Here is a 24,490-nt window from a genome sequence, read left to right on the forward strand (position 1 = left end):
GAGGGCGCAGGAAAAAGTCGCCCGCGAAACGGGCGCAGAGGGAATGCTTACTCGTCGAACCACTCACTCAGGCAATAGCGCGCAACAAAGCGTGTGCGAGAGCTTGCCGAGTGCTCGGGCGGTTTCAGAAGAGAGACACGCATAGGATGACACCTGCGATAAACATGGCTTCTTTGTACGGTATATTCCGCGCCCCTGCAAACGCGTGCGAGCGCCATATACACAGGCTGAAAAGCTATAGAAAAAACTTTAAAAACAACCACCTAGCAAGCTTTTGGCAGGTAAATAACGCACTGATCCAGGTGCCGTTTTATACATCTTTGTCGCGATTGTGTACGCGCAATCTTCCACGTATGTACACGCACCACATACGTGCAGCCATGCGCCATCTGCGGTGACAAGTGCGTGCGCCAAACCCACACTGCGCACCATACCGGCACCACCCCAACACAGAGGCAGCCATGCACACCCAACCAGACATTTGCGCAGACCTTCCAGCTCACCCAACAGCCGCAATGATGCCGTCGGCAAATACGGCCGCCAGAACGCGCACGGAGCAAGATTCCCTTGGCAGCCGCACTCTGGAAGACACCCACTACTACGGCATCCAAACCCTGCGTGCGCTGGAAAACTTTTCTGATATCTCTCGCCCCCTGAGCGACTACCCGCAATTGATTGTGGCGCTGGCCGCCATCAAACGCGCCTGCGCTGAAGCCAACGGCACACTGGGGCTTTTGCCCGAGGCTAGCCAAGCTGCCATCGTGCAGGCGTGCAACGAACTCATGGCGGGCCACTGGCACCAGCACTTTCCCGTGAGCCTTGTACAAGGCGGTGCCGGCACCTCCACCAACATGAATGCCAACGAAGTCATTACCAATCGCGCATTGGAAATTTTGGGCAAACCCAAAGGCCGCTACGACCTGCTCAACCCGAACGATCAGGTGAACGCAGGCCAATCCACCAACGATGTCTACCCAAGCGCGCTGCGCATCGCGCTTTACCAAACCGCACAGCCTTTACTTGCCGCCTGCAGCCAGCTTGCAAAGGCATTTACTGCCCGTGCAGAGCTGTACAAAGACGTTGATAAAGTGGCGCGCACACAGCTGCAAGATGCCGTACCCATGGCCGCGGCCGATGAATTACGCGCGTTTGCCCAGAGCCTGCAACAGTGCATGCAGCGCATCGACAGCACGCGTACAGCCCTGCTTACCCTGAACCTGGGCGGCACAGCCGTGGGCTCATGCATCAACAGCAGCGCTGAATTTCGTGAGCTCAGCCTGAAAAACCTGTGTGCCATTACCCAACTGCCGCTTAGACGCGCGGCAGACTTGTATCAGGCCAGCTGGGATACCGGGGATCTGGTGGATTTTTCCAGCACACTCAAGCGCTTGGCCGTTAGCCTTTCGAAAATCGCGAGCGACCTGCGGCTGCTGAGCTCTGGCCCCCAGGCGGGCCTTGCCGAACTCTCGCTGCCCAAACAACAGCCCGGCTCTTCAATTATGCCCGGCAAGGTAAACCCGGTTATCCCCGAGCTGATCAACCAGATTGCTTTCGATGTGTGTGGGCGCGATGCCACCCTGTGCCAGGCCGCTGAGCATGGCCAGCTGCAACTGAATGCCTTTGAGCCAGTGATGGCTGAATGCCTGTTCACAAGCCTTGAACGGCTGCGTACCGGCTGTGAGCTACTGCGCACGAAATGTGTAGAGAATTTGCACGTCAATGGCACCCAGTGCACCACTAACCTGCACCGTTCGCACGCATTGGCCACCCGCTTTAACCAGGTGCTGGGCTACGTAACCACCAGCCGGCTTATCCTGCAGGCTGAGCAGGAAGGGGTGAACTTTATTGAGCTGGTGCGCCGCCAGGCACTGGTCACCGAACAAGACCTGCAGGCGATTATCAGCCGCCGCGATGGCACAAACGTGTAAGCAATGACGCTTTATTTTCAAAATTGCGTCGGCCCAATTGTAACTGGCCCCACCTCGGCCAATGATGAACGGGCAGATGCGTTCACCGGCGCACGCGCAGCACCCGCTATGCATGCACGGTAATCTGCCCAAATAAAACATAACAACGGGCTCGCACTATGAAAACACAACGCTCCCTCATTGCCAGTATTGCACTTGGCAGTGCCCTGTTCTCTTTCGGCGCACAGGCGTGCATCACCACAGAAGCAGAGAACAACAACTCAGACAGCAACGCCAACGGACCGGTTTGCAGTGATCAAGCAGTGCAGGGAGCAATTGGCAACAGGCGCGACGTAGACTGGTTCTACTTCGACGTAGATTCAGCCACCAACGTGAATGTAAGCCTGAGCCACAGTGGTGGCGACGATTTTGACTGGCTGGTGTACCCCGCCAGTGGCGGTGCCCTGGGTGCCGGCGAATCCAGCAACAACCCTGAAACAGGCACTGTTAGCGTGCCCAGTGGCGGGCGCTACTATGTAAAAGTGGTGCGCTATAAAGGCACCGGCAGCTACCAGCTTTCACTCACAGGCTTTGACGGTTCTGGCGGTGGCACCGGTGGCGGCGGCAGTGGCGATTGCGGCTACGGCGACAGGCCCAACAAACCCGGCCCGCTAAGCAGCTACCTTGTGGGCAACGGCGATGACCAGTGTGTATCGCTCAATCAGGGCGACGGCGGCTTACTGCTGATGGGCGGTGGCACCGATGTGGACGCAGCTTTCAGCAATCGGGTAACACCAAAAATTGGTGGCGGCGATATTGTGGTGCTGCGCACCAGCGGCACCGATGCCTACAACACCTACTTGCAGGGTTTAACTGGCGCAGACTCGGTAGAAACACTGATTGTTGATCGCCGCTCACTGGCCGACGACCCCTACGTAATTTGGGCGGTAGAGTCTGCGGAGTTTGTTTGGATTGCCGGTGGCGATCAATCAGACTACCTCAACCAATGGGCGGGCACAGGCCTGCGCGCAGCCATTGATCACGTGTACCAAAAAGGCGGCATCATTGGCGGCACCTCTGCCGGTAACGCTGTGCAATCTGAATTCATTTACGACCCAGACGGCATTTTGGGCGTCTATTCAGATGAAGCGGTAACGGATTTGTGCCACGAGTACATCAACATTTCCAGCGACTTTTTAACCACCCCAATCATGCAAAATGTGATTACAGACACCCACTTTGCCGAGCGCGATCGCATGGGCCGGTTAATGGTGTTCATGGCAAACCTCAGCACCAACACCACCGGTATTGGTGTAGATGAAGCCACCGCCATTTACTTCGGCGCAGATGGCCAAGGTGTAGTAGACGGTGCAGGCAATGTGTATGTGCTGCGTGAAAACAGCAGCACTCAGCGCACGCAAACGCAATGTGGGCAGGCGGTAATTTACGAAAGCCTCCAGCGTTACAAACTGCGCGCCGGCGATACCTTTAACCTGAACAACGGCACCAGCAACGTCAGCCCGAAAGCCATTGGCATTGATGGGCGCAACACCAACTTCTACATTAACCAGCCCTATAACTAGGTAGGGCGCTCTTCCTCCTAATCTGCATCTTTCCCAGATACAGACCTCTCGCGGGCCACACACCATGGCCCGCTTTTTTTATTTCAACAGCCATCGGATTTACCTGGCCGGCAGCTGCCTTCACGCTTAGTGGTTCGCCCCCGGCTTTTACAAGCAGCCAAACCCCAGGCGTTGCGATATCAGCCGCCAAGTGCTCCTTGCGCAAAACACTCCCGCGCAAAGTGCATCCCAATAAACTAGATGCCAGCTTGCCCATAGCGGACAAAGCTTTCGCGCAACCGCGACCTGCAGCGCACCTTGCCTCACAAGATTTCCCATAGTAAATTTCCGTTTCCTTTAGGAAACAACACTTGAATCATGCATTTTGCCTAAATATTCGTCATGAATGGGGTACAATGCGCGCCTTCAAAATTTCACCTCGTCAGGCTATAGCAGGGCTACCCCATGTTTGATAAATCACAAACCATTGCATCCTTCGACCCGGAACTCTGGAGCGCCATTCAACACGAAGAGCGCCGCCAGGAAGAACACATAGAGCTGATTGCCTCTGAAAACTACACAAGCCCCATGGTTATGGTGGCCCAGGGCACCAAGCTCACCAACAAATATGCCGAAGGCTACCCGGGCAAGCGCTACTACGGTGGTTGTGAATACGTGGATACCGCTGAAACCCTGGCCATCGAGCGCGCCAAAGAGCTGTTCGGTGCAGACTACGCCAACGTGCAGCCCCACTCAGGCTCCCAGGCCAATGGCGCGGTATACGCCGCACTGTGTGAGCCGGGCGATGCCGTGCTGGGCATGAGCCTGGCCCACGGCGGCCACCTGACCCACGGCGCCTCGGTAAGCTTTTCTGGCAAGGTGTACAACGCGGTTCAATACGGCATCAACACTGAAACCGGTCTGATCGACTACGACGAAGTTGAGCGCCTGGCCGTTGAGCACAAGCCCAAGATGATTGTGGCGGGCTTCTCTGCCTACTCGCAAATCATGGACTGGCAGCGTTTCCGCGACATCGCAGACAAAGTGGGTGCCTACCTGTTTGTAGACATGGCCCACGTGGCAGGCCTGGTGGCAGCGGGTGTATACCCCAACCCCGTGCAAATTGCCGATGTAACCACCACCACCACCCACAAAACCCTGCGCGGCCCCCGTGGCGGCCTGATTCTGGCGCGCAAAAACGAAGCCATTGAGAAAAAGCTCAACTCCGCGGTATTCCCCGGCGGCCAGGGCGGCCCCTTGATGCACGTGATTGCGGCAAAAGCGGTGAGCTTCAAAGAAGCCATGAGCGATGATTACAAAGCCTACCAGCAGCAGGTAGTGAAAAACGCCAAGGCAATGGCGGCCACCTTCATTGAGCGCGGCATCAAGATAGTTTCAGGCGGCACCGAAAACCACCTGATGCTGGTTGACCTGATTGGCAAGGAATACACCGGCAAAGACGCCGATGCAGCCCTGGGCGCAGCCAACATTACCGTGAACAAAAACGCCGTACCCAACGACCCACGCTCGCCCTTCGTAACCTCGGGCCTGCGCGTTGGCACGCCAGCCATTACTACCCGCGGCTTTAAAGAAGCCGAAACCATCGAGCTGACCCACTGGATGTGCGATGTACTTGAAGCGCTGGAAGCCGGCAACGCAGATTCTAAAATTGAAGAAGTGAAGGCCAAGGTGCTGGAAGTGTGCAAGCGCTTCCCGGTGTATGGCGCCTAAGGGTTAACAGCGTCCACAAAACCCCGCATAAGGCGGGGTTTTTTTACGCCTGCTTTCTATAAAAAAACTGCACCAGGTGGCACCGCCAGCCAGCGAGCTAAACCCTTCCCTTTACCAGCAAAACTCCCTCAGTTAACTACACTCTATAGCGTTGCCAAGGGCGCATAACCACGCCCCGATTGACAACACTGGGTCTACGCGAAACCAAAGTGCCAAACCCTGCGTGCCGAAAGGGGTTACGCATTCGTATGCATAGGGCTGCAACGCTATGAATACGTATGTAAAGCCTTGTGACTACGCAGCTTGCGTCATTAGCATGGATTTCTCATGACCATAATAACTAGGTAATCTGAGGGATACCCTATGAGCAGCCGTTACAACCCCAACCCACGCGCGCGTTTTGCACGCAATTTGCTCTCTGCCGCCGTCATCGCCGGATCGTCATCCGTTGCCTTGGCACAGGTGAGCACAGAAGAGCAGCAAGCCATCGACTCTCTGGAAGAAATCCAGGTGTATGGCATCCGAACTTCAATCCTTGACTCTGTAGGCGCCAAGCGCGACGCCGACACCATTGCCGACATTGTAGATGCCGGTGCACTGTCTTCACTGCCCGACCAGTCTATCGCTGACGCTCTGGGCCGCGTACCCGGTGTGACCACTGTACGCGATTCAGGCCAGTCATCTCAGCTGAACATCCGTGGCATGAACGGCGACTATCTTCAGACCACTCTAAACGGTCGCGAGCAAGCCACCACTTCAGCATTGACCGAAAGCAGCCGCTGGATGTCCTTCGACATGTACCCCGCTGAGCTGATTACCCAAGCCGCCGTATACAAATCACCTAAAGCATCACTGATTGAAGGTGGCGTTGCGGCAACGGTTGATATGAAGACAATCAACCCGCTGGATCAAGAAAAGGAACACAGCGTTAACCTTAATGCTCGCCTTGCCTATAACGATCTGGCCGATGAAACCGGTGCAGATGAGCTCGGCAATCGCTTCACCGCATCTTACAGTGGCAAGTTTGCAGACGACACCATAGGTGTTGCGGTAGGTTACTCACACTTGGAGCAGACCAATACCTTTATTCGCGCCGCTGCAACTGCTGATGGTCAACTGGGCTACAAGCCTACGCCTACAGATGCTGGTACATTGTTAATGCCTGAAGCGTTAACTTGGCAAACCGGTGAGGGAACCGACACCCGTGATACGTTTGTGGGTGTATTAGCCTTTCAACCAACCGACAACCTAACTATAAAGGCAGACTATTTCACCTCTGAGTTCGACCGTGAGGACATTCGTCACTCAGTGATTACCGCGTTGGCAGGTGGCTACGATGCTCAAGATGCGTTCTCTAACGTATCTGCGGCGAACCAATCCTTCGACTACTTAATCGACCAGCCCCATTTCGCACATGGCGATCCCGATGCTATCACCGCATCTGATGGCTGGATTGAAGCCCGTACTGAAGACCAGAGCACCAACGCGCAATCTACCGCTATGGGATTGAACCTCGTTTGGGATATCAACGAAAAGGCTACACTGAGCTTCGACTGGTCGTCCAGCACCGGTGACAAAACCCGTAAAGATCGTATCGCTAGCATGCACGCCTACGACAATTACAACGACGGCGACGCAACCTGGAGCGAACTGCCAAATCAAGGCTTCAGCGTCGCTGGCAACGGTGACGAGATTCCCACCATGGTACTGAACGGTGGCCTTGATCTGGCCAGCACCGATCAAATGCGCCTGAGCCGTTACGAAGAATACCCCCACGAATACACCGATGAGGTAGACAGCTATCGTCTAGATTTGAGATACGAACTGGACACGCCGTTCATTTCCTCCGTAGAGGTTGGTGCCCGCCAATCTGAGCGTACCTTCGTTTCTGACCGTGGCACATTCCAGTGGGGTTCACGCGATGGCCTGTTCAACAATGCCGATGGCTCATGGTGTGAAGGTAACTTTACCGAAGACCCAAGCAACCCAGGCAATGCCGCACCCGGCAAGACCTTCGTAGAATGCTCGCCTCAAGATATCAGCGATTTTGCCAGCGTCGGTTCGATCAAGGGCGCTCCAGACCATTTGGTACTGGACATAAATGGCCTAGCTGATAGCGTTTTTGGCCCCGGGAACTACAACGGTATCAAAACCTGGGGTGACGAGTGGACTTTCCTCGAGTCAAGTAACCTGACAGAGGAAACGACGGCTATTTACCTCATGGCTAACCTGGACTTCCAAGTGGGCTCCATTCCGGTTACCGGTAACATCGGTGTGCGTCAAGTAGAAACTGACGTTTCCTCGCGCGGTATCCAGAACGCCCGCGATGGCTCAGGTGAGCCTATCACCGACGGCCTGGGCGTTGTAAACAACAACTACGTCAACACCGTATCCAAAGCCTCTTACTCTGACACACTGCCGTCACTGAACTTGAACTTCCAGCTAACCGACAACGACTATGTTCGCTTTGCAGCGGCCAAAGTAATGGGCCGTCCGCCCGTGGGACAGATGAAAGGTGGTGCAGGTTCATGGCTGGGTCAGGACTGTAACGACAACTGGCCTGGCCAAGTCTCTGACATTGGCGGCTGTGGCGCTGGCGACACCGTAGAATACAACGTATGGACTAAAGGTACGCCAGCACTGGATCCCTTCCGTGCCGACCAGTTTGACCTGTCTTACGAGCACTACTTCGAAGATGGAGGCATGGTAACTGCAGCTGTATTCTACAAAGATATCAAATCCATTGTGGCCAAGACCTTTGTAGGTGGCGCAGCTGCTGGCCCATTGGCAGAGGCCAACGGCTACAGCCTGCCCGATGTGCCGGATGGCGAACAGTATGAATTCGCTTGGGCGGCTTTTGAATCCTATCTGCCCGCAGATGGAGGTTACATCCAAGGTGTCGAGCTGGCCATTACCAAAACCTTTTCATCACTGCCAGGAGTTTTCTCTGGTCTAGGTGCTACTGCAACCTATTCTTACAACGACAGTGAAATCGACATTGGTGGCACTGGCGGTAGCGGTGATTTCGTAAGTGGCTCTGACTCAATTCCAATTCCAGGATTGTCTGAGAACATTTGGAGCGTGACGGGATTCTGGGACATCGGTAACTTCAGCACCCACCTAAACGTTCGCTACCGGGATGAATACACGCTCAATCGTCCCGTGCCGGGCAATACAGCACCAGTAATCGCCCAGCCGTACACCACCGTTGATTGGCAAGGCTCTTATTCCTTTGATACAGGCATAGATCTGGTATTCCAGGTGAATAACCTCACCGACGAAGCCAACAAGCAAAGCTTTGGCGTGGATGGGCTGCTTGGTGAATACAACACTTACGGACGTCAGTTCTACATGGGCGTTAACTACCGGTACTAACACCGGTAGTTGTAGCCTGTTGCTGATTTAAACAGGCAAAATGGAAGCCGCTCTTAAACGACCGTTTATGAGCGGCTTTTTTATATCTATTGCGTTAATATGCAAATGACTTAAATTTTAATGATAAAAACACGAGCAATTGAATGAGCGATAATATCAAGAGAGTATTGATTTTAGGTGGCGGCACAGCAGGCTGGATGGCGGCCAATCTTATGGCCCATCACTGGAAAGACAAACCTATCGAGATCACGCTTGTTGAATCACCTGACATCGGCATTATCGGTGTCGGGGAAGGCACAACTCCGCCATTTAAAAATTTTCTTGATACCATTGGCCTCAGAGACGAAGACTGGATGGTAAAGTGCAACGCCACCTACAAAAATGGTATTCGCTTTAACGATTGGTCAGTTAAGCCGGGTTTTGAAACCTATTTCCATCCGTTTTATGCAAAAACAGACGATCACACAGTACCAGCATTTTTTCACAACAGCTTTTTAATCCGTAAGGGTGTAGATCTTGAGGGCCATCCGGATCATTTCTTTCTCCAGCCCGTATTAGCCAGAAAGAAACTAGCCCCTCTGCCAGTTGAAAACTTTCCGTTTGAAACCACCTACGGTTTCCACTTTGATTCTGGGCTATTTGGCAAATTTTTAGGCGAGTACGCTCAATCCAAAGGTGTGAAGTACATACAAGCCACAGTGGACGAAGTAATTCTTAATGACAAAGGCTTTGTCTCTCACCTTACTACCAAAGAAGCTGGCAATTTACATGCAGACCTCTTTGTTGACTCATCCGGATTTAACGGAAAAATAATCAAGAAAGCGCTCAATGAGCCTTTCATAGATTTCTCAAAAAGTCTCTTTAATGACTCGGCAGTTGTCATGCCAACACCTCAAGGTGATGACCCCAATTGCCAAACCACATCTACAGCAATGAAATATGGCTGGCGCTGGGACATCCCCCTGACAAATCGAATAGGCAATGGTTACGTTTACAGCGGCCGCTTCTGCGATAAAGACAAGGCCGAAACTGAGCTGCGCGAAGCGCTAGGCATGCTTGATTCCGATGTAGAAGCTCGTCACCTGAAATTCACGGTAGGCCGCGTTCAACGACACTGGGTTAAGAATTGCGTAGCCATCGGGTTGTCACAAGGCTTCGTTGAGCCATTAGAAGCAACGGCACTCGATATGGTCAACGAAACAATTTATCGCTTTATTCAAGCTTACAATGCTGGGGATTATACTGATGAAGGCCAGCGTTTGTTTAACGAACACATAAGCAAGCGTTTTGACGCCATTAAAGACTACATAGTGGCGCACTTTAGGATCGTTTCACGCAGAGATAGTGATTACTGGCAAGAAGTAGGCAACAATGAAAACATTTCTGACTCACTACGTGCCATTTTGATGTCTTGGATGCAGGGACAAAACATAACCCAACTTCTGGAAACACATAGCCTGGATGCTTATTTCCCTAACATTTCCTGGAATTGCTTATTAACAGGTAAAGGTATCTACCCGGACAAACACCAGCTAAGGCCAGGCAATGAGGAGGCGAATAAATACAACATCAATAAAATAGAAGAGTTTATTGATAAGTGCAGTATGAACTTTCCTCGTCACAAAGACAGATTAATGGAACTTCAATTGGCCGCAAAAGGCTAACCAGCATCGGCATTGTAATGGCAATGTGATCGTGCCATTACAATGCTAGTGAAAATACACAAGAAATTTAAAGTAAGGCTATCACAGTGTCTCGCACTATTACGATTCTGGGCGGCGGTACCGCTGGCTGGATGTCTGCCGCAGCAATGGCCAAACGTTGGGTGCCAAAGGGCTTTAGGATTCAGCTCATTGAATCTCCGGACATCGGCATCATAGGTGTGGGCGAAGGCTCAACACCACGCCTGAAGCATTTCTTTGATCAGCTGGGCATCTCTGAATCTGACTGGATGCCAAAATGCAATGCCACGTTTAAAAACGGTATAACCTTTAAGGGGTGGTCTACCAAGCCTGGGTGTGAAAGTTATTTTCACCCCTTTGCATCCTATGTAGACAACAAAACCCAACCGGCATTTTTCTACAATGCGTCGCTCCGCCGCCTGGGCGCGGCCGTCAACGGGCAACCAGACAACTATTACCTTACCAGTATACTTACCCAAAAAAATCTCGCCCCGCTTCCAAATATCAATTTCCCCTTCGAAGTAGAGTACGGCTACCACTTCGACTCTCATCTTTTAGGCGCATACCTTAGGGATTTTGCTGTTAATCTTGGAGCAAACCACATACAAGATGAAATCACCTCGGTCAATCTCTCCGCCAATGGCGATATATCGTCACTAACAGGAAAATCCGGCGCCTGCTACAGCGGCGACATTTTTATCGATTGCACCGGGTTTTCCGGCAAAATCATCCAGCAGGCATTAAATACAAAGTTCGTTAGCTATGCAGACAACTTGTTTAACGATGCTGCGGTAGTCTTTGCCACTCCGGCACAAGATCCCATAGGGTGTGAAACCCTATCGACGGCCCTATCTTCTGGCTGGGCCTGGCAGATTCCACTGCGTAACAGAACAGGAAACGGCTACGTCTATGCGTCGCCCTTCAGCTCAGCGGACCAAGCGGAAACCGAGCTACGCAAGCATTTGGGCCTGCTCGATGCCGATATAGAAGCGCGCCACCTCAAAATGAAAGTTGGCCGCCTGGAACAACACTGGAACAAAAACTGCCTGGCCGTTGGCTTATCCCAGGGTTTTATCGAACCGCTGGAAGCTACGGCACTCAATCTTGTATGCAACACCATAGAAGATTTTATCCACACATTCGAAAGCTCCGGCTTTCAGCGCGACCAACAAAGCGCGTTCAATCAGCGCGTCAACAGCGGCTATGAATCCATTCGCGATTATATTGTCGCGCACTATGTTCTTAACTCCAGGGCAGATTCCGATTATTGGATTGAAAACGGCAAGAACAAAAATCTTTCAGGCACCTTGAACCACATTCTCGACCTATGGTTTACAGGCAAAGACTTAGCCACTGAGCTTGAGAAGGGCGCCATTCGATCTTCCTATCGACCCGTTTCCTGGTATGCACTTTTTGGCGGCTACGGCATTTATCCAAACCTAAAGCCAATCGAACTTAACAATTACCTAAGCCAATACAGTGAAAAGACAATTGCAAAATTTTTAACTCATTGCGCGCTTAACTTCAGAGATCATAATTCTGTACTGGCGGAACAATAACGCTGGCCTGAAACTGAAATTGCCCAAGAATAATTTAGATGGATAAGTCATTTTTAGACATTAGTGATAACGCAAAGGTAACCCGGCTAAAAGTCGGGCAAGAGCAACAACCCTTTCTGCAAATAGATGCATTCATGCACGACGCAGGTATTTTGCGCCAGTTTGCCATAGATAAAAATGCGTTTTCTGTCGTCGATACATTTTACCCAGGCGTGCGCATGCCAATTCCAGGGCACTACGCCAAGGCCCTGGTGCATAACCTTAAAGATATATTAGAAGCTGACTTTGGTTGCACGCGAGACAGGATTAAATCCTGTTTTTCGTCTTACTCAATGGTAACCTTCAGCCCCGATCAATTAACGGTCGACCAGAGAATTCCGCATTTCGATACGCTTTCGACCAAGAGCATCGCTTTCGTCCACTACCTTTGCAACGGCGAAAACACCGGTACATCCCTCTACCGTCATAAGCAGACAGGCTATGAATATGTGGATCAAAGCCGCGTAGCCGAGTTAACGCAGATTTTGCGCAGCCAACTCGGCAATGCCCACGCAACACCCAAGGGATACATTACCAAGGGCACAGATATATTCGATCAGGTGCATACAGTGAACTCTGAATTCAACCGGATCATAGGCTACCGTGGATCCAGCCTGCACTCGGGCAATATTCCAGCTGATGCCAATTTCAGTAAGGATCCTGCCGCTGGCAGATTAACCATTACCACTCTGATCGAGTTTGACTGAGTGGTAATGGTTAACACAACAAGACTTACTGCCTTCTAGAGCCGAACAGCTTCCAATAAGAATTAGACGAAGGTTACATGCGATGAATACGTATGCAAGTGGTGTTACACCGGGCGCGGGTTTCATAGCATGAGGGTTCTGTCACGACCTATTCCATAACAAAGGATGACCACGCGCTAGAATGGCGCCACCCTTTCGCAGGGCGAATTAAATTTCCTGCGAGAGCCCTTGGCCAAGCCCGCAGCGCAATTACAGCCATGTGTAGCTATCAACGATTCCCCAGCCTTTTCAGGCGCGGCCTGGTACTGGCGCTGACGCTAGGCTTTTCGCAGTTTATCCACGCAACCATAGAGCGCGTCGAGCCGCCTTATTGGTGGTCGGGCATGGCACAACCCGAGCTGGAATTAATGGTGTATGGCAAGGCCATCGCCAGCTACCAGCCCAAGGCCACATTTACCTCGGCGTCCGCCGCTGATGGCAAGGCACTGCCGATCACCCACGTTACCCGCACCAACAATGAAGATTACCTGTTCATCACGCTGGATCTGGCGGGCATACAAACCCAAGGCACGGCACTGCTTACCTTTAACCACGCACAACAACCCGCGCTCACCTACAAATACGCCATAAAAAGCCGCAGCAACACCGGGGCGTCTCGCAAAGGGTTTGATGGCAGAGATTTCATTTACCTGATCACCCCAGACAGATTTGCCAACGGCGATCCAACAAACGACACGCTAGCTGCCTACGCCGACAAACCCGATCGCGCCGACCCCTATGGCCGACACGGCGGTGATTTGCAGGGCATCATTAATCAGCTCGACTATCTGCAATCGCTGGGTGTCACGCAGTTGTGGCTGAATCCGGTTACCGAAAATGCCATGCCCAAGAGTTCATACCACGGTTACGCGGCTACGGATCTCTATAAAATTGATCCGCGCTACGGCGATTTGGCGCGCTACCGCGAGCTCGCCGAGCAAGCGCGCGCAAGGGGCATGGGGTTGATTATCGATCTGGTACCCAACCACATAGGCCTGCAACATTGGTGGATGCACGATCTGCCCAGCGACGATTGGATTAACAACGGTGGGCAATTTGTAGCCACCAATCACATGCGCGAAAGCTTACAAGACCCCCATGCCGCTAGAGCGGATCAACGGGCATTCCAAGAGGGTTGGTTTGTGCCCAGCATGCCGGATCTCAATCAACGCAACCCGCAACTGGCCACCTATCTCACGCAAAATGCCATCTGGTGGATTGAAACGGCCGCTCTCAGTGGCATACGTGTTGATACCTGGTCTTACTCTGACAAGGCATTTCTTAAACGTTGGGTAGCAGACATTCTTCACGAATACCCGGGCCTCACACTCGTTGGCGAAGAGTGGAGTACCGACCCTGAGATAATCGCTTATTGGCAAGCGGGCAAATACAACAGCGATGGCTACCAGACACAGCTGCCCAGCCTGTTTGATTTTCCGCTGCAGCTAGACCTCATGGCGGCGCTGACTGAGCCCGAGAGCTGGAATACGGGGCTGGTTAAACTCTACCGCGTGCTGGCCCGCGATGGGCGCTATGCCAATGCCCAAGCGCTTACCATCTTTCTGGATAACCACGACATGAGCCGTGCGTACACACAGCTCGGCCACAACCCTGCGCTCACACGCATGGCGCTCACCCTGCTCGCCACCCTGCGCGGCATACCGCAGATGTTTTACGGCACAGAAATATTGATGGGCAACCCCGGAACCGATTCCCACGGTGTGATCCGCAGCGATTTCCCCGGTGGCTGGCCCGGCGACAACACCAACGGCTTTACCGGGCACCGGCTCTCCGATGATGCCAAGGCCACGCAGGACTATGTGCGGGATCTGTTTCAGTGGCGCAAGACTGCAACGGCCATACACACTGGCAAGCTGCGCCAATACGCACCCAAAAACGGCACCTATGCCTTTTTCAGGTACGACAACCGGTCTCGTTTCCTGATCGCACTCAATAAAAACCCAGCGCGCCACGCTCTCGATCTTACGCCAATGCAACCTGATCTGGCTGGCTTCACCCAAGCAAGGGACGTGCTCGCCGGCAAGGTCTACCCTTTGGATAAAGATCTGCCGCTCGCCGCCACCAGCGCTACGATATTCGAGCTACTACCATGAATGGAATTAACATTAGAAAACATTGCGCACTCAACAAGAGCCCCACTATGCATAAAGAAACAACGCCCCTCTCTCGACAGTGTGCCCGCAGTGTGCGGTATCGACTGCTATCGATGGCCAGCTTGTTGCCAGCCCTGCTGCTAAGCGCATTCAGCCATGCAGACTTTGGCGACTATCAAAGCCATACACTCTCGGAGCGATCTTTGGTTGTATCCACAGATGAAGGGCAGTTGGCAATTAGCCTACGCGCCCCCCAAGCCTTTGAGGTGCATTACCAACCACAGGGCGTCAAACAGCTACCCAGCTTCGCGCTTGGCGGTGAGAGCTTTGCCCAAAGCAAGCTGTCACTCAAAGAACATCCCGATCGCTTAGAGTTGGCCAGCGACGCGCTCACGGCCATCATTCAAAAACGCAACCTCACCATCAGCTACCTGTTTGAAGGCAAGCCCCTGCTAGCGGAAGAGGCTGGCTTATTCGTACAAGACAGCCTGCGCGGATTCCGCTTCGCCTTAAAAGAAAAAGAAAAGCTTTTGGGCGGCGGCCAGCGCGTAATGGGTATGGACAGGCGCGGGCAGCGCATGCCCCTGTACAACAAGGCGCACTACGGCTACGAAACCGAATCACAGCAGATGTACTACAGCCTGCCGGCGGTGTTTTCCAGTGAGAAATACATCCTGGTATTTGACAACAGCGCCAGCGGCTATCTGGACATAGGGGCCACAGAGGCCGACGTGTTGCAATTTGAAGCCGTAGGCGGGCGCACCAGCTACCTGGTAATTGCCGGCAACAGCTACCCCAAGCTCATTGAGAACTACACCCACGCCACCGGCCGCCAACCCTTGCCTCCGCGCTGGGCGTTCGGCAATTTTGCCTCGCGCTTTGGCTACCGCACCGAGCAGGAAGTACGCGACACCGTCGCAAGATTTAAGGCGCAAGATTTCCCGGTAGATGCACTGGTGCTGGATTTATACTGGTTTGGCAAAGACATCAAAGGCCACATGGGCAACCTCACGTGGGACCAACAGGCCTTCCCCACACCAGGCGCCATGATGCGGGATTTAAAAGCGCAAGGCGTGCGCACCGTGCTCATTACCGAACCCTTTATTCTCACAAGTTCCAAGCGCTGGAATGAAGCGGTAGCCGCCGATGTGCTGGCTAAAAACGCCGCAGGCAAACCGAAAACCTTTAACTTCTATTTTGGCAACACCGGGCTTATTGATGTATTTCACCAGCCTGCGCAGGCGTGGTTCTGGTCTATCTATCAGGAACTTATGCTGCAAGGTGTAGACGGCTGGTGGGGTGACCTGGGCGAGCCGGAAGTGCACCCAGACGACACCCTGCACCAGCTGGGTGAGCGCCTAGCCGCGGCCAACGAGGTACACAACGCCTACGGTCACCAATGGGCCAAAATGGTGTATGAAAACCAACGCCGCCGTTTCCCGGACACCCGGCCGCTGGTGATGATGCGCGCAGGTTTTGCAGGTAGCCAACGCTACGGATTCATCCCCTGGACAGGCGACGTTGCGCGCACCTGGGGCGGGCTGAAGCCGCAGGTAGAGCTCGCCCTGCAAATGTCGCTATTGGGCCTGGCCTATACCCATTCCGACCTGGGCGGTTTTGCCGGCGGAGAACAATTTGATCAGGAGCTCTATGTGCGCTGGCTGCAGTACGGCGTCTTCCAACCTGTGTACCGGCCGCACGCGCAAGACAATATTGCACCCGAGCCTGTGTTTCACGATGCCAAAACCCAGGACCTTGTGCGCCCGTTCATGAAACTGCGCTACCAGATGTTGCCCTACAACTACACCCTGGCCTATGAAAACAGCACCCGTGGCATGCCGTTGATGCGCCCGCTATTTTTTGAAGATGAAGCTAACCCCGCACTGATTGCCAATAGCACAAGCTACCTTTGGGGCGATGCGTTTTTGGTCACGCCCGTTACCGAACCCGGTGTAAAAGCGGTAAGCGTTGATTTGCCAAAAGGCGTGTGGATTGATTACTTCACGGGCCAAAGCTACCAAGGGAGCCAGACCATTAGCCAACCCACAAGCCTTGCCACCCTGCCGGTACTGGTGCGCGCCGGCAGTTTCATTCCCATGGTAGATGCGGTGAACACCACCCGCGATTACAGCAGCGAGCAGCTCACCCTCAACTACTACCACGATGCCAGCGTGGAACAAGCGCAAGGCAAAATGTACGAAGACGACGGCAAAAATCCGCGGGCCCTTGAAGCAGGCCAACATGAGCTGATGCACTTTACAGCGAACCGCGAAGGCTCTGGACTCAAGCTCGCGTTAACTCACAGCGGTCACTACCCGGGCCAACCCAACAAACGCCGCGTGGAAATTGTGGTGCACAACCTGGCGCACGCGCCCAAGCAGGTCACCCTTGGCGGCGCACCGGTGAAATTTCACTACGCACCCAAAACCCGACAATTGCATGTGGAAGTAGAGTGGGATCATCAACCCCTTACACTCCTGCTGCCCGCAGCCTATTAAAATAATATGGAATCTGTCATGAACTATTCAGCCCTAGCCAAAGGTCTTGCACTGTGTGCGCTGCTTGCCGGTTGCGAGCGCGCACCCGAGGCCACCACGCCCGCAAAAACCACAAGCGCCCCCAAAAGCGCAGCGGCTGCTTCCACTGCAAGTGATGCAAGTGGGCCGCAAAAAGCGGTGGTTTACCAGGTGTTCACCCGCCTGTACGGCAACACCCAAACAGCTAACGTGCCCTGGGGCACGGCAGAACAAAACGGCGTGGGTAAATTTAGCGATTTTACCGATACCGCACTGGCCGATATAAAATCCCTTGGCACCACCCACGTGTGGTACACGGGTGTGCCGCACCATGCCCTGGCACGCGACTACACGGCCTTCGGCATCAGCAATGATGACCCGGATGTTATTAAAGGCCGCGCGGGCTCACCTTATGCGGTAAAAGATTACTACAGCGTAAATCCCGATTTGGCCGAAGATCCGGCACAGCGCTTGGCTGAATTTGATGCACTTATTGCGCGCACTCACAGCCATGGCATGAAGGTGTTAATTGATATTGTGCCCAATCACGTGGCGCGCAATTATGAAAGCCTTGGCGCGCCGGCAGGCGTTGAAGATTTTGGCGCAAAAGACGACACCAGCAAAACCTACGCGCGCGACAATAATTTTTATTATGTGGTGGGCGAAGCCTTTCAGGTGCCCGAAGCCACCGATGGCTACCAACCCCTGGGCGGTGATGCCCACCCGTTAGTGGACGGTAAGTTTGCAGAAAACCCGGCCAAATGGACGGGTAATGGCTCGCGTGCGGCTCAACCTGACATCAACGACTGGTACGAAACCGTAAAGGTAAATTACGGCGTACGCCCCGATGGCAGCTACGACTTCCCACGCCTGCCGCCACAGTTGCGCGGCGCACATTGGCGCGAGCATGCAGCCTTTTGGGCCGATAAAGACGTGCCCGACAGCTGGCAAAAGTTTCACCACATCACCCAATTCTGGCTTGCCCGTGGCGTAGACGGCTTTCGCTACGACATGGCAGAAATGGTGCCCGTGGAGTTCTGGAGTTACCTCAACTCAGCCATTAAACAAACCAACCCACAGGCGTTCATTCTGGCCGAGGTGTACAACCCGGCGGAGTACCGCAACTACATTCAATTGGGGCTGATGGATTACCTCTACGACAAAGTAGAACTCTACGACACATTAAAAGCCATCATTCAGGGCCGTGAAACACCGGCGGCGATTGTGCCCATTCAGGAACGCATGCAAGACATAGAGCACCACATGCTGCACTTTTTGGAAAACCACGACGAGCAGCGCATTGCCAGCCCTGAGTTTGCCGGCAACCCAATCAAGGCGCTGCCTGCCATGGTGGTGTCTGCCACCTTGAGCAGCAGCCCCACCATGCTTTACTTCGGGCAGGATGTGGGTGAGCCGGGCGCGCAAGATGCAGGTTTCGGCAAGCCCTCACGCACCAGCATTTTCGACTACATAGGTGTGCCCCATCACCAGCGCTGGATGAACAACGGCGCCTTTGACGGCGGCCAATCCCTTGATGCCGAAAAAGCCCTGCGTGCTTATTATCAACGGCTGATGAATTTGAGCGTGAGCGAGCCGGCCTTTACCGGTAACTACCAGGAGCTGCACAGCGAAAACCTTGGCAAGCCAGATTACCCAGAACAGCTATTCAGTTTTGCCCGCTGGACACCGGCCCAGCGCGTGCTTGTGGTAAGCAATTTCTCCAGCAAGCCCCAGGCTGTTGAATTGCTGATTCCGGCAGATCTTACAGAGCAATGGGGCGAGTTGACTTACGCAAAAGATTTGCTCGAAGGCCACAACATCACACTCAAAGGCCATCACCTGGCGTTCAACTTGCCGGCCTACGGCTCAGCCATCATCGAACTGGGCGCCCAGAAATAGCAAAAAGGCGCAGCGCCATAGATAAAAACGCAAGGCTAATACAGGCAAAAAGTGATGCAACCAAACGTAAGATTCACACAGTTATTGCTTGAGCACTGGAAAACCGCGTTGTCCTTTGGCTTGGTATCAGGCGGGTTTTGCACGTTATCGCACAAGCAAATACCTGCGCTGTTAACCGGGTTCGCAGCGCTTTGGGTTTTCGCGCTGCCTCTTCAGGCCCGGCCTGCCAACACAGCAACAAACCTATCTGCAGAAACAGAGGTTAAAGCAACTCCTGTTTCAAGCACTGAGGTTTCGAAAGCAAAGGCATTGGCCGATGTACCAACGGGCCAGGTGATTGTCAGCCAACCCCTTGCGCTGCCCACGCTCGGCACACAGCGCACCTTGCGCATTTATCTACCGCCCGGCTATGGGCAGAGCACGCGCCGCTACCCGGTGCTCTACATGCACGATGGCCAAAACCTGTTTGATGCAGCCACAAGTTTTGCCGACGAATGGGGCGTAGATGAGACGCTGGATCAACTGGCGCAAGAAGGCCACCCGTTTATTGCTGTGGGTATCGACCATGGCAATGAGGCGCGCATTCATGAACTTAAACCCTTCGATCACCCGAAGTACGGCAAAGGTGACGGCAAGGCCTATTTGCACGACATCATCAATACCGTCATGCCCCACATCAACGCCCGTTATCGCACCCTTGCCGGGCCCGCGCACACTTGGATAGCAGGCAGCTCGCTGGGTGGTTTAATGAGCCACTACGCGGCGCTGCACCACTCAAACGTGTTCGGCGCAGCGGTGATTTTTTCACCCGCTTACTGGATTGCCGAACCGCTGTTTGAAGAAACCCGGGCACAATCTTTTGCCGCCGATCAGCGGCTCTATTTTTTAATGGGTGGGGCCGAGGGTGAAGAAATGGTGGCGCAGTTTCAGCGCATGCAAGTGATAGTTCAACCGCAAACAGCAACAAGCCGTTTTGTATTTGTGCCAGATGGCGAACACCGCGAACACTTTTGGCGAGCGCAATTGCCTGCCGCGCTAAGCTGGCTACTAACCACTGGCGAGCGCGCGGATTAAATTTGCCCCTTAACCTGCGCCCTGCAAATGCTTAACCGGGTATTTCAGGTTACTCGTTGAGGTGCATCACCCACAATACAGGCCAATAATTTTGCGTTATCAGGCCCGGTGCGGCTTGCATAAATCAGCTCGACGCGGCTATCCATGCAGTCATCTAGCTCTACTTCCGTTAAACAACCGTCGGCCACGTTGTAGCCAAACACACCCTCTTCAGTAATAAACACGCCCTTGGCGCGCTCTATGCCAACATCGCTTAACCAGCTGAACAAGCGCGTGCGATCAAAAATCACCTCAGGGCCAAACTGCCAGCCCGTACTTTGAAACCCCTCACCGGTATTTTCCCGCACGCGGTAACCGGTTGCGGGCAAGTCCACTGGCTTAACCTCCCGAGCCTTGGGAGCCTCAGGCGCCAGGCTCACGCCGGCTTGCACTGCACGAGTAACTTTGCAGGGGCCCGCCAAATCGGCCAGCAATAATCCGCCGTTACTGGCAAACTTTATGGGAACCTCCGGCCCACAGTGTTCGCGGATATAAGCTGCCAGTAGCGATTGATCGGCCTCTGTGTACAAATCGGTTTTGTGGCCCACAATTAAATCCGCCACCATCAACTGCTGATTAAAGGTGGCGTTATTGCGGTAGCGCTCGTCAGCCAATTTGCGCGCATCCACTAACGTAATGCAGCGCTGCACATCCAAAGTATCGCGATACACGGGATGACCCAGCACTTCCAATACTTCCTGCGGGTGGCCCAACCCCGTAGGTTCGATGATCACGCGGTGCGGTCGCGCCTTGCGCAGCAATTGGTTGAGCGCAATTTGCATGGGCAGGCCAGCGGCGCAACACATACAGCCGCCGGGCACCTCCTTGATAAACACACTGTCTTGAGATGAACCCTGAAGCAGGCTGCCATCCACACCCACCTCACCAAACTCATTTACCAAAACGGCCCAACGCTCGTGGGCGGGCTTGTTGGCCAGCAAATGTAAAATGGCGGTGGTTTTACCCACACCCAGAAATCCCGTCACTATGTTGGTGGGTACTTTTTGAATAATTTCGAAAGCTTGTGCCGTTTTCATCTGTAATACTTTTTTACGGGCGGCCCTTGCGGGCCAGAATTAGCGGATCTGCGTTCAGATTGCGCTGATACACGGCCAGCATCCGGCGCATACCAAAGGCTGCAGGTCATTACGCATCTTGTGTTGTTGGCGCGGGCAGAAAAAGACCAAACGATCACGCCACAGCGCAGCGGCTTGATTATATACCCGGCCTTTTGCCGACTGCGGCAAAGCACAAAGTGACTGGCAAGTCCGTACCATTAAAGCCCACGCAGCAGGTAAAACCAAGCCCATGATTTTATTAGATTTTTTCCATGCTTTTAAAAGGCACCGGCCGGTACAGCCAAGGCCTGTGTAAACAACCCTCAATGACTCGACAGTCACCATTTCCACTTCCAGTATCCATGTGAAAATAAATTTTGGTGAAGTCTCAAGGCCCGCGGTTCCCCTAGGCCCGCTTCACAGGGATGGTTCAATCAATACTCAAGGCAGAGCGGCAATTTTCGGGGGCAGGCCTTTCCACAACTATTTTCAGCTTATTTCTGTAAAAACATAAAAATTAAGAGAGCGTTGAAAATGAAATCAAACTACTTAACCCGGCCCACTACCGGGCGCTTTGCGTGTGCCTTGGCCCTGGGCCTGGCAACCTCTGTTACCGCCCTGGCGCAAGGGTTTAAGCACGTGGCCGTTACACCGGAAGATGCACCCGCCCAACAGCTGCAAGCCGCCGAGCACACCGGCGTTTTCAGCCACGCGGCCATGGTGCCCGTGCACGCTGGCAGCCACACCCCGAGCCAAACCCTGTGGCACGATGGCACAGAGGCCAGCCCCATTGCCTTTGTTGGGCCAGATACCGAGAACTGGCAACTGCAGGTAATAGATCCGGACGGCCAAACGGTGCTGGATGAAACCAAAGGCCATGCGCTGCAGGTGGAGCCCGTACAGTTTGGCCAGCAGGCCTTCCCCGGCAAGCGCTGGCAACTGGCGGCAGAAAAGCCCGGCCGCTGGCAGGTTAATTTGCAGCCGTCAGCAAACAGCAAGAATACCGGGCGCACCAAAGGTGAAGTGGTGGGCTACCTGATGGCCAAAGGCGACCCAGACTACAAACTTTACGCCTACCGCAGCACCCAGATGACAGTGCAAGGCGCGAAAGTAAACCTGGTGGCCTACTTGGTGGATGCCCGCAGCGAGCGGCTCGCCAACAGCCGCAATGTGGGCCAAGGCAACAGCCGGGCCCAATTGCTGCGCCGTGCCCCGCTGGCTGCAGCCATTGAGTCGGCACAGGTAAGCCTCACCACACCCGATAACCGCACAATTGAACTTACCCTTAACGATCAAGGTATCAACGGCGATGCAACCGCAGGCGATGGCCGCTACTCCGTTACCCTGCCCACCGATCAGCTGGGCGTATACACCCAAGCGCTTAGGGTGGAAGGCGTACGCCCCGATGGCCTGCGCTTTAACCGCGCAGCCAACGACCTCTACCCGGTAGTGGCCCAACAATACCGGCTGGCCCAAACGGGCGCGCAATTGCTGATAGACGGGCCTGATGTGCAACTACAACTGCCCATCAACATCGCAACCCAGCGCCCGCAAGCCACGGCCGAACAGGCGGTATTTGCCGCAGCCGAACTCTGGGGCACCAATGCCCGGGGCAAGCCGGAGCTTGCCACCTGGGTGGGTGGGCTGGCAGTGCCAGTAGCCACAGGCGAGGGCAACCACGCCACCCTTAGCCTGCACGCCGATGGCCGCTGGCTCAGCCGCAACAATTTAGGCGCGCCTTTCAGCCTGAGAGCGGTACGCCTGCAAGACAGCCAACACCATGTACCACTGGCACAGGTTGCTGAAATGGCGCTGGCCGCGCCGCGCGATCTGGGCCAGCAACTGGCGCGCGCACCTCTTGCCGCCAATGGGGGTATTGCGCCCGACATGCACGCCAAGCGCGTGGGCCATAGGCACCTGGGGCAAAGCGACACCCAAACAGAGCCCGAAACCCAAACCCAAACCCAAACCCAAACCCAAACCCAAACCGAAATCGAAGCCCAGAGAATGCAAAGCCACAACACCGCAGGCGAAAGCACGCAGGCAATCAGCCCCAGCGCCGCCGGCGGTGTGTTGATGCTGGTGCACGGCTATTGCTCCAGCAGCGCCTGGGACACCAACCACTTCAGCAACGCCGTGGAATTTAAAGACTACAAAGCCAACCGCAGCCACGACGACTTTGCCAAGCGCATCCGCGACTTTGGCGCCAGCTACCCCTCCTTCGGCGTAGTGGCCCACAGCCAAGGAGGCGCAGCCGCACTACATATGTACGCGCGTTACTGGAGCGGGCTGGATAACGCCAGCGGCGGGCGCCTGATTCAATCTGTGGGCACGCCTTACCAGGGCACGGCGCTGGCGGGCAATTTGGCGGTGCTGGGCGACATTTTTGGCGCCGGTTGCGGCAAAAATACCGACCTCACCTACAGCGGTGCGGCCAACTGGCTGGCCACCATCCCCAATTGGGCAAGGGCCGAGGTAGACTACTACACCACCTCCTTTAAAGACCGCTGGTGGGCCTACGACTACTGCCACCTGGCCACCGATTTGTTGCTGGACGACCCGGAAGACGGCACCACAGAGAAATGGGCAGGCCAGCTTGCTGGCGCGGTAAATAAAGGCCACAAAACCGGCTGGTGCCACACCTCGGGCATGCGCGACCCGGCGCAAACCCGCGACACCAGCCGCAACAGCAGCATGAGCTCGCGCGCCGCCCGCTAGCGGTGCTGGTGCAGCGCGATATGCCAAGCGACTCACTGCACCACTGTCTGTATAACCACAGTCAGTTTATATGGACAGAAACATGGAGTCCGGGGTGCAGTGGGTGACACGACGTAAATACCCTACCGGGCCTGCCTACGAGCAAAGCTCTAGGCGTATGACTGCACGCGAAGCATTGCTTCGCAAACGTTTGTCATACCCATGTAGTCTCGGCACCCGCCCTTCGGGGCCAGCCTACAAGCACAGCGTGTAGGCGTTTAAGTGCCCGCAAAGCTTTGCTTTGCCGGCGGGCACTTAAACCCCTGCGGGTGACGGTCACCCACTGCACCCCGGCCCCATGTCTTGCACTGGGTTAGCGCACGTCCACAACCGGTAATGCGCTAGCCAACACCTGTTGATCCTCACGCCTCAATCGATGAAACCTGACGACCAAGAGACGTGACAGCCACACTGCCTGCCTGCTAGGGTCAG

13 protein-coding genes are annotated in these 24,490 nt (G+C 54.3%); 12 read left to right on the top strand and 1 reads right to left on the bottom strand.

Features of this window, described 5'->3' with window-relative positions; translation table 11 throughout:
• The first annotated feature begins 461 nt into the window (after positions 1-461).
• From L1F30_RS16385 to L1F30_RS16435, 11 genes are all read left to right on the top strand, one after another.
• Positions 462-1,928 carry an aspartate ammonia-lyase gene (locus tag L1F30_RS16385; protein ID WP_253357907.1) on the top strand — a complete coding sequence of 489 codons (1,467 nt, stop codon included), beginning with the start codon at positions 462-464 and terminating at the stop codon, positions 1,926-1,928.
• A 158-nt stretch (positions 1,929-2,086) separates the two neighbouring features.
• Entirely contained in the window at positions 2,087-3,490 is a 1,404-nt protein-coding gene (locus L1F30_RS16390; protein ID WP_253357908.1) for a Type 1 glutamine amidotransferase-like domain-containing protein, read from the top strand.
• Between the two features lie 444 nt (positions 3,491-3,934).
• Positions 3,935-5,200: a serine hydroxymethyltransferase gene (gene glyA / locus L1F30_RS16395; RefSeq protein ID WP_253357909.1), complete on the top strand. Its 1,266-nt coding sequence runs from the start codon at positions 3,935-3,937 to the stop codon at positions 5,198-5,200.
• 363 nt (positions 5,201-5,563) lie between these two features.
• Positions 5,564-8,575 carry a TonB-dependent receptor gene (locus L1F30_RS16400; protein ID WP_253357910.1) on the top strand — a complete coding sequence of 1,004 codons (3,012 nt, stop codon included), beginning with the start codon at positions 5,564-5,566 and terminating at the stop codon, positions 8,573-8,575.
• Positions 8,576-8,718: 143 nt separating this feature from the next.
• Positions 8,719-10,239 carry a tryptophan halogenase family protein gene (locus L1F30_RS16405; RefSeq protein ID WP_253357911.1) on the top strand — a complete coding sequence of 507 codons (1,521 nt, stop codon included), beginning with the start codon at positions 8,719-8,721 and terminating at the stop codon, positions 10,237-10,239.
• Between the two features lie 86 nt (positions 10,240-10,325).
• Positions 10,326-11,816: a tryptophan halogenase family protein gene (locus tag L1F30_RS16410; RefSeq protein WP_371922639.1), complete on the top strand. Its 1,491-nt coding sequence runs from the start codon at positions 10,326-10,328 to the stop codon at positions 11,814-11,816.
• 38 nt (positions 11,817-11,854) lie between these two features.
• Positions 11,855-12,562 (top strand): DUF6445 family protein, encoded by a 708-nt coding sequence (locus tag L1F30_RS16415; RefSeq protein WP_253357912.1) that lies wholly within the window; start codon positions 11,855-11,857, stop codon positions 12,560-12,562.
• A gap of 383 nt (positions 12,563-12,945) precedes the next feature.
• Complete coding sequence (locus L1F30_RS16420) at positions 12,946-14,715, top strand: alpha-amylase family glycosyl hydrolase (RefSeq protein ID WP_253357913.1); 1,770 nt, start codon at positions 12,946-12,948, stop codon at positions 14,713-14,715.
• Positions 14,716-14,762: 47 nt separating this feature from the next.
• Positions 14,763-17,213: a TIM-barrel domain-containing protein gene (locus L1F30_RS16425; protein WP_253357914.1), complete on the top strand. Its 2,451-nt coding sequence runs from the start codon at positions 14,763-14,765 to the stop codon at positions 17,211-17,213.
• An 18-nt stretch (positions 17,214-17,231) separates the two neighbouring features.
• Positions 17,232-19,130, top strand: a complete 1,899-nt coding sequence (locus L1F30_RS16430; protein ID WP_253357915.1) for an alpha-amylase family glycosyl hydrolase — start codon at positions 17,232-17,234, stop codon at positions 19,128-19,130.
• A 309-nt stretch (positions 19,131-19,439) separates the two neighbouring features.
• On the top strand, positions 19,440-20,204 hold the full coding sequence (locus tag L1F30_RS16435) for an alpha/beta hydrolase (protein ID WP_253357916.1): 765 nt from the start codon (positions 19,440-19,442) through the stop codon (positions 20,202-20,204).
• A 44-nt stretch (positions 20,205-20,248) separates the two neighbouring features.
• Here the strand turns inward: L1F30_RS16435 and L1F30_RS16440 are convergent, their stop codons facing one another.
• A complete protein-coding gene (locus tag L1F30_RS16440) occupies positions 20,249-21,280 on the bottom strand; it encodes a GTP-binding protein (RefSeq protein WP_253357917.1) in 1,032 nt (343 codons plus the stop codon).
• A 555-nt stretch (positions 21,281-21,835) separates the two neighbouring features.
• Between L1F30_RS16440 and L1F30_RS16445 the strand changes: the two genes are divergently transcribed.
• Positions 21,836-24,019 (top strand): choice-of-anchor X domain-containing protein, encoded by a 2,184-nt coding sequence (locus L1F30_RS16445; RefSeq protein WP_253357918.1) that lies wholly within the window; start codon positions 21,836-21,838, stop codon positions 24,017-24,019.
• Positions 24,020-24,490: the final 471 nt, after the last annotated feature.

This window comes from Simiduia sp. 21SJ11W-1 (assembly GCF_024138675.1).
Classification (GTDB): Bacteria; Pseudomonadota; Gammaproteobacteria; order Pseudomonadales; family Cellvibrionaceae; genus Simiduia.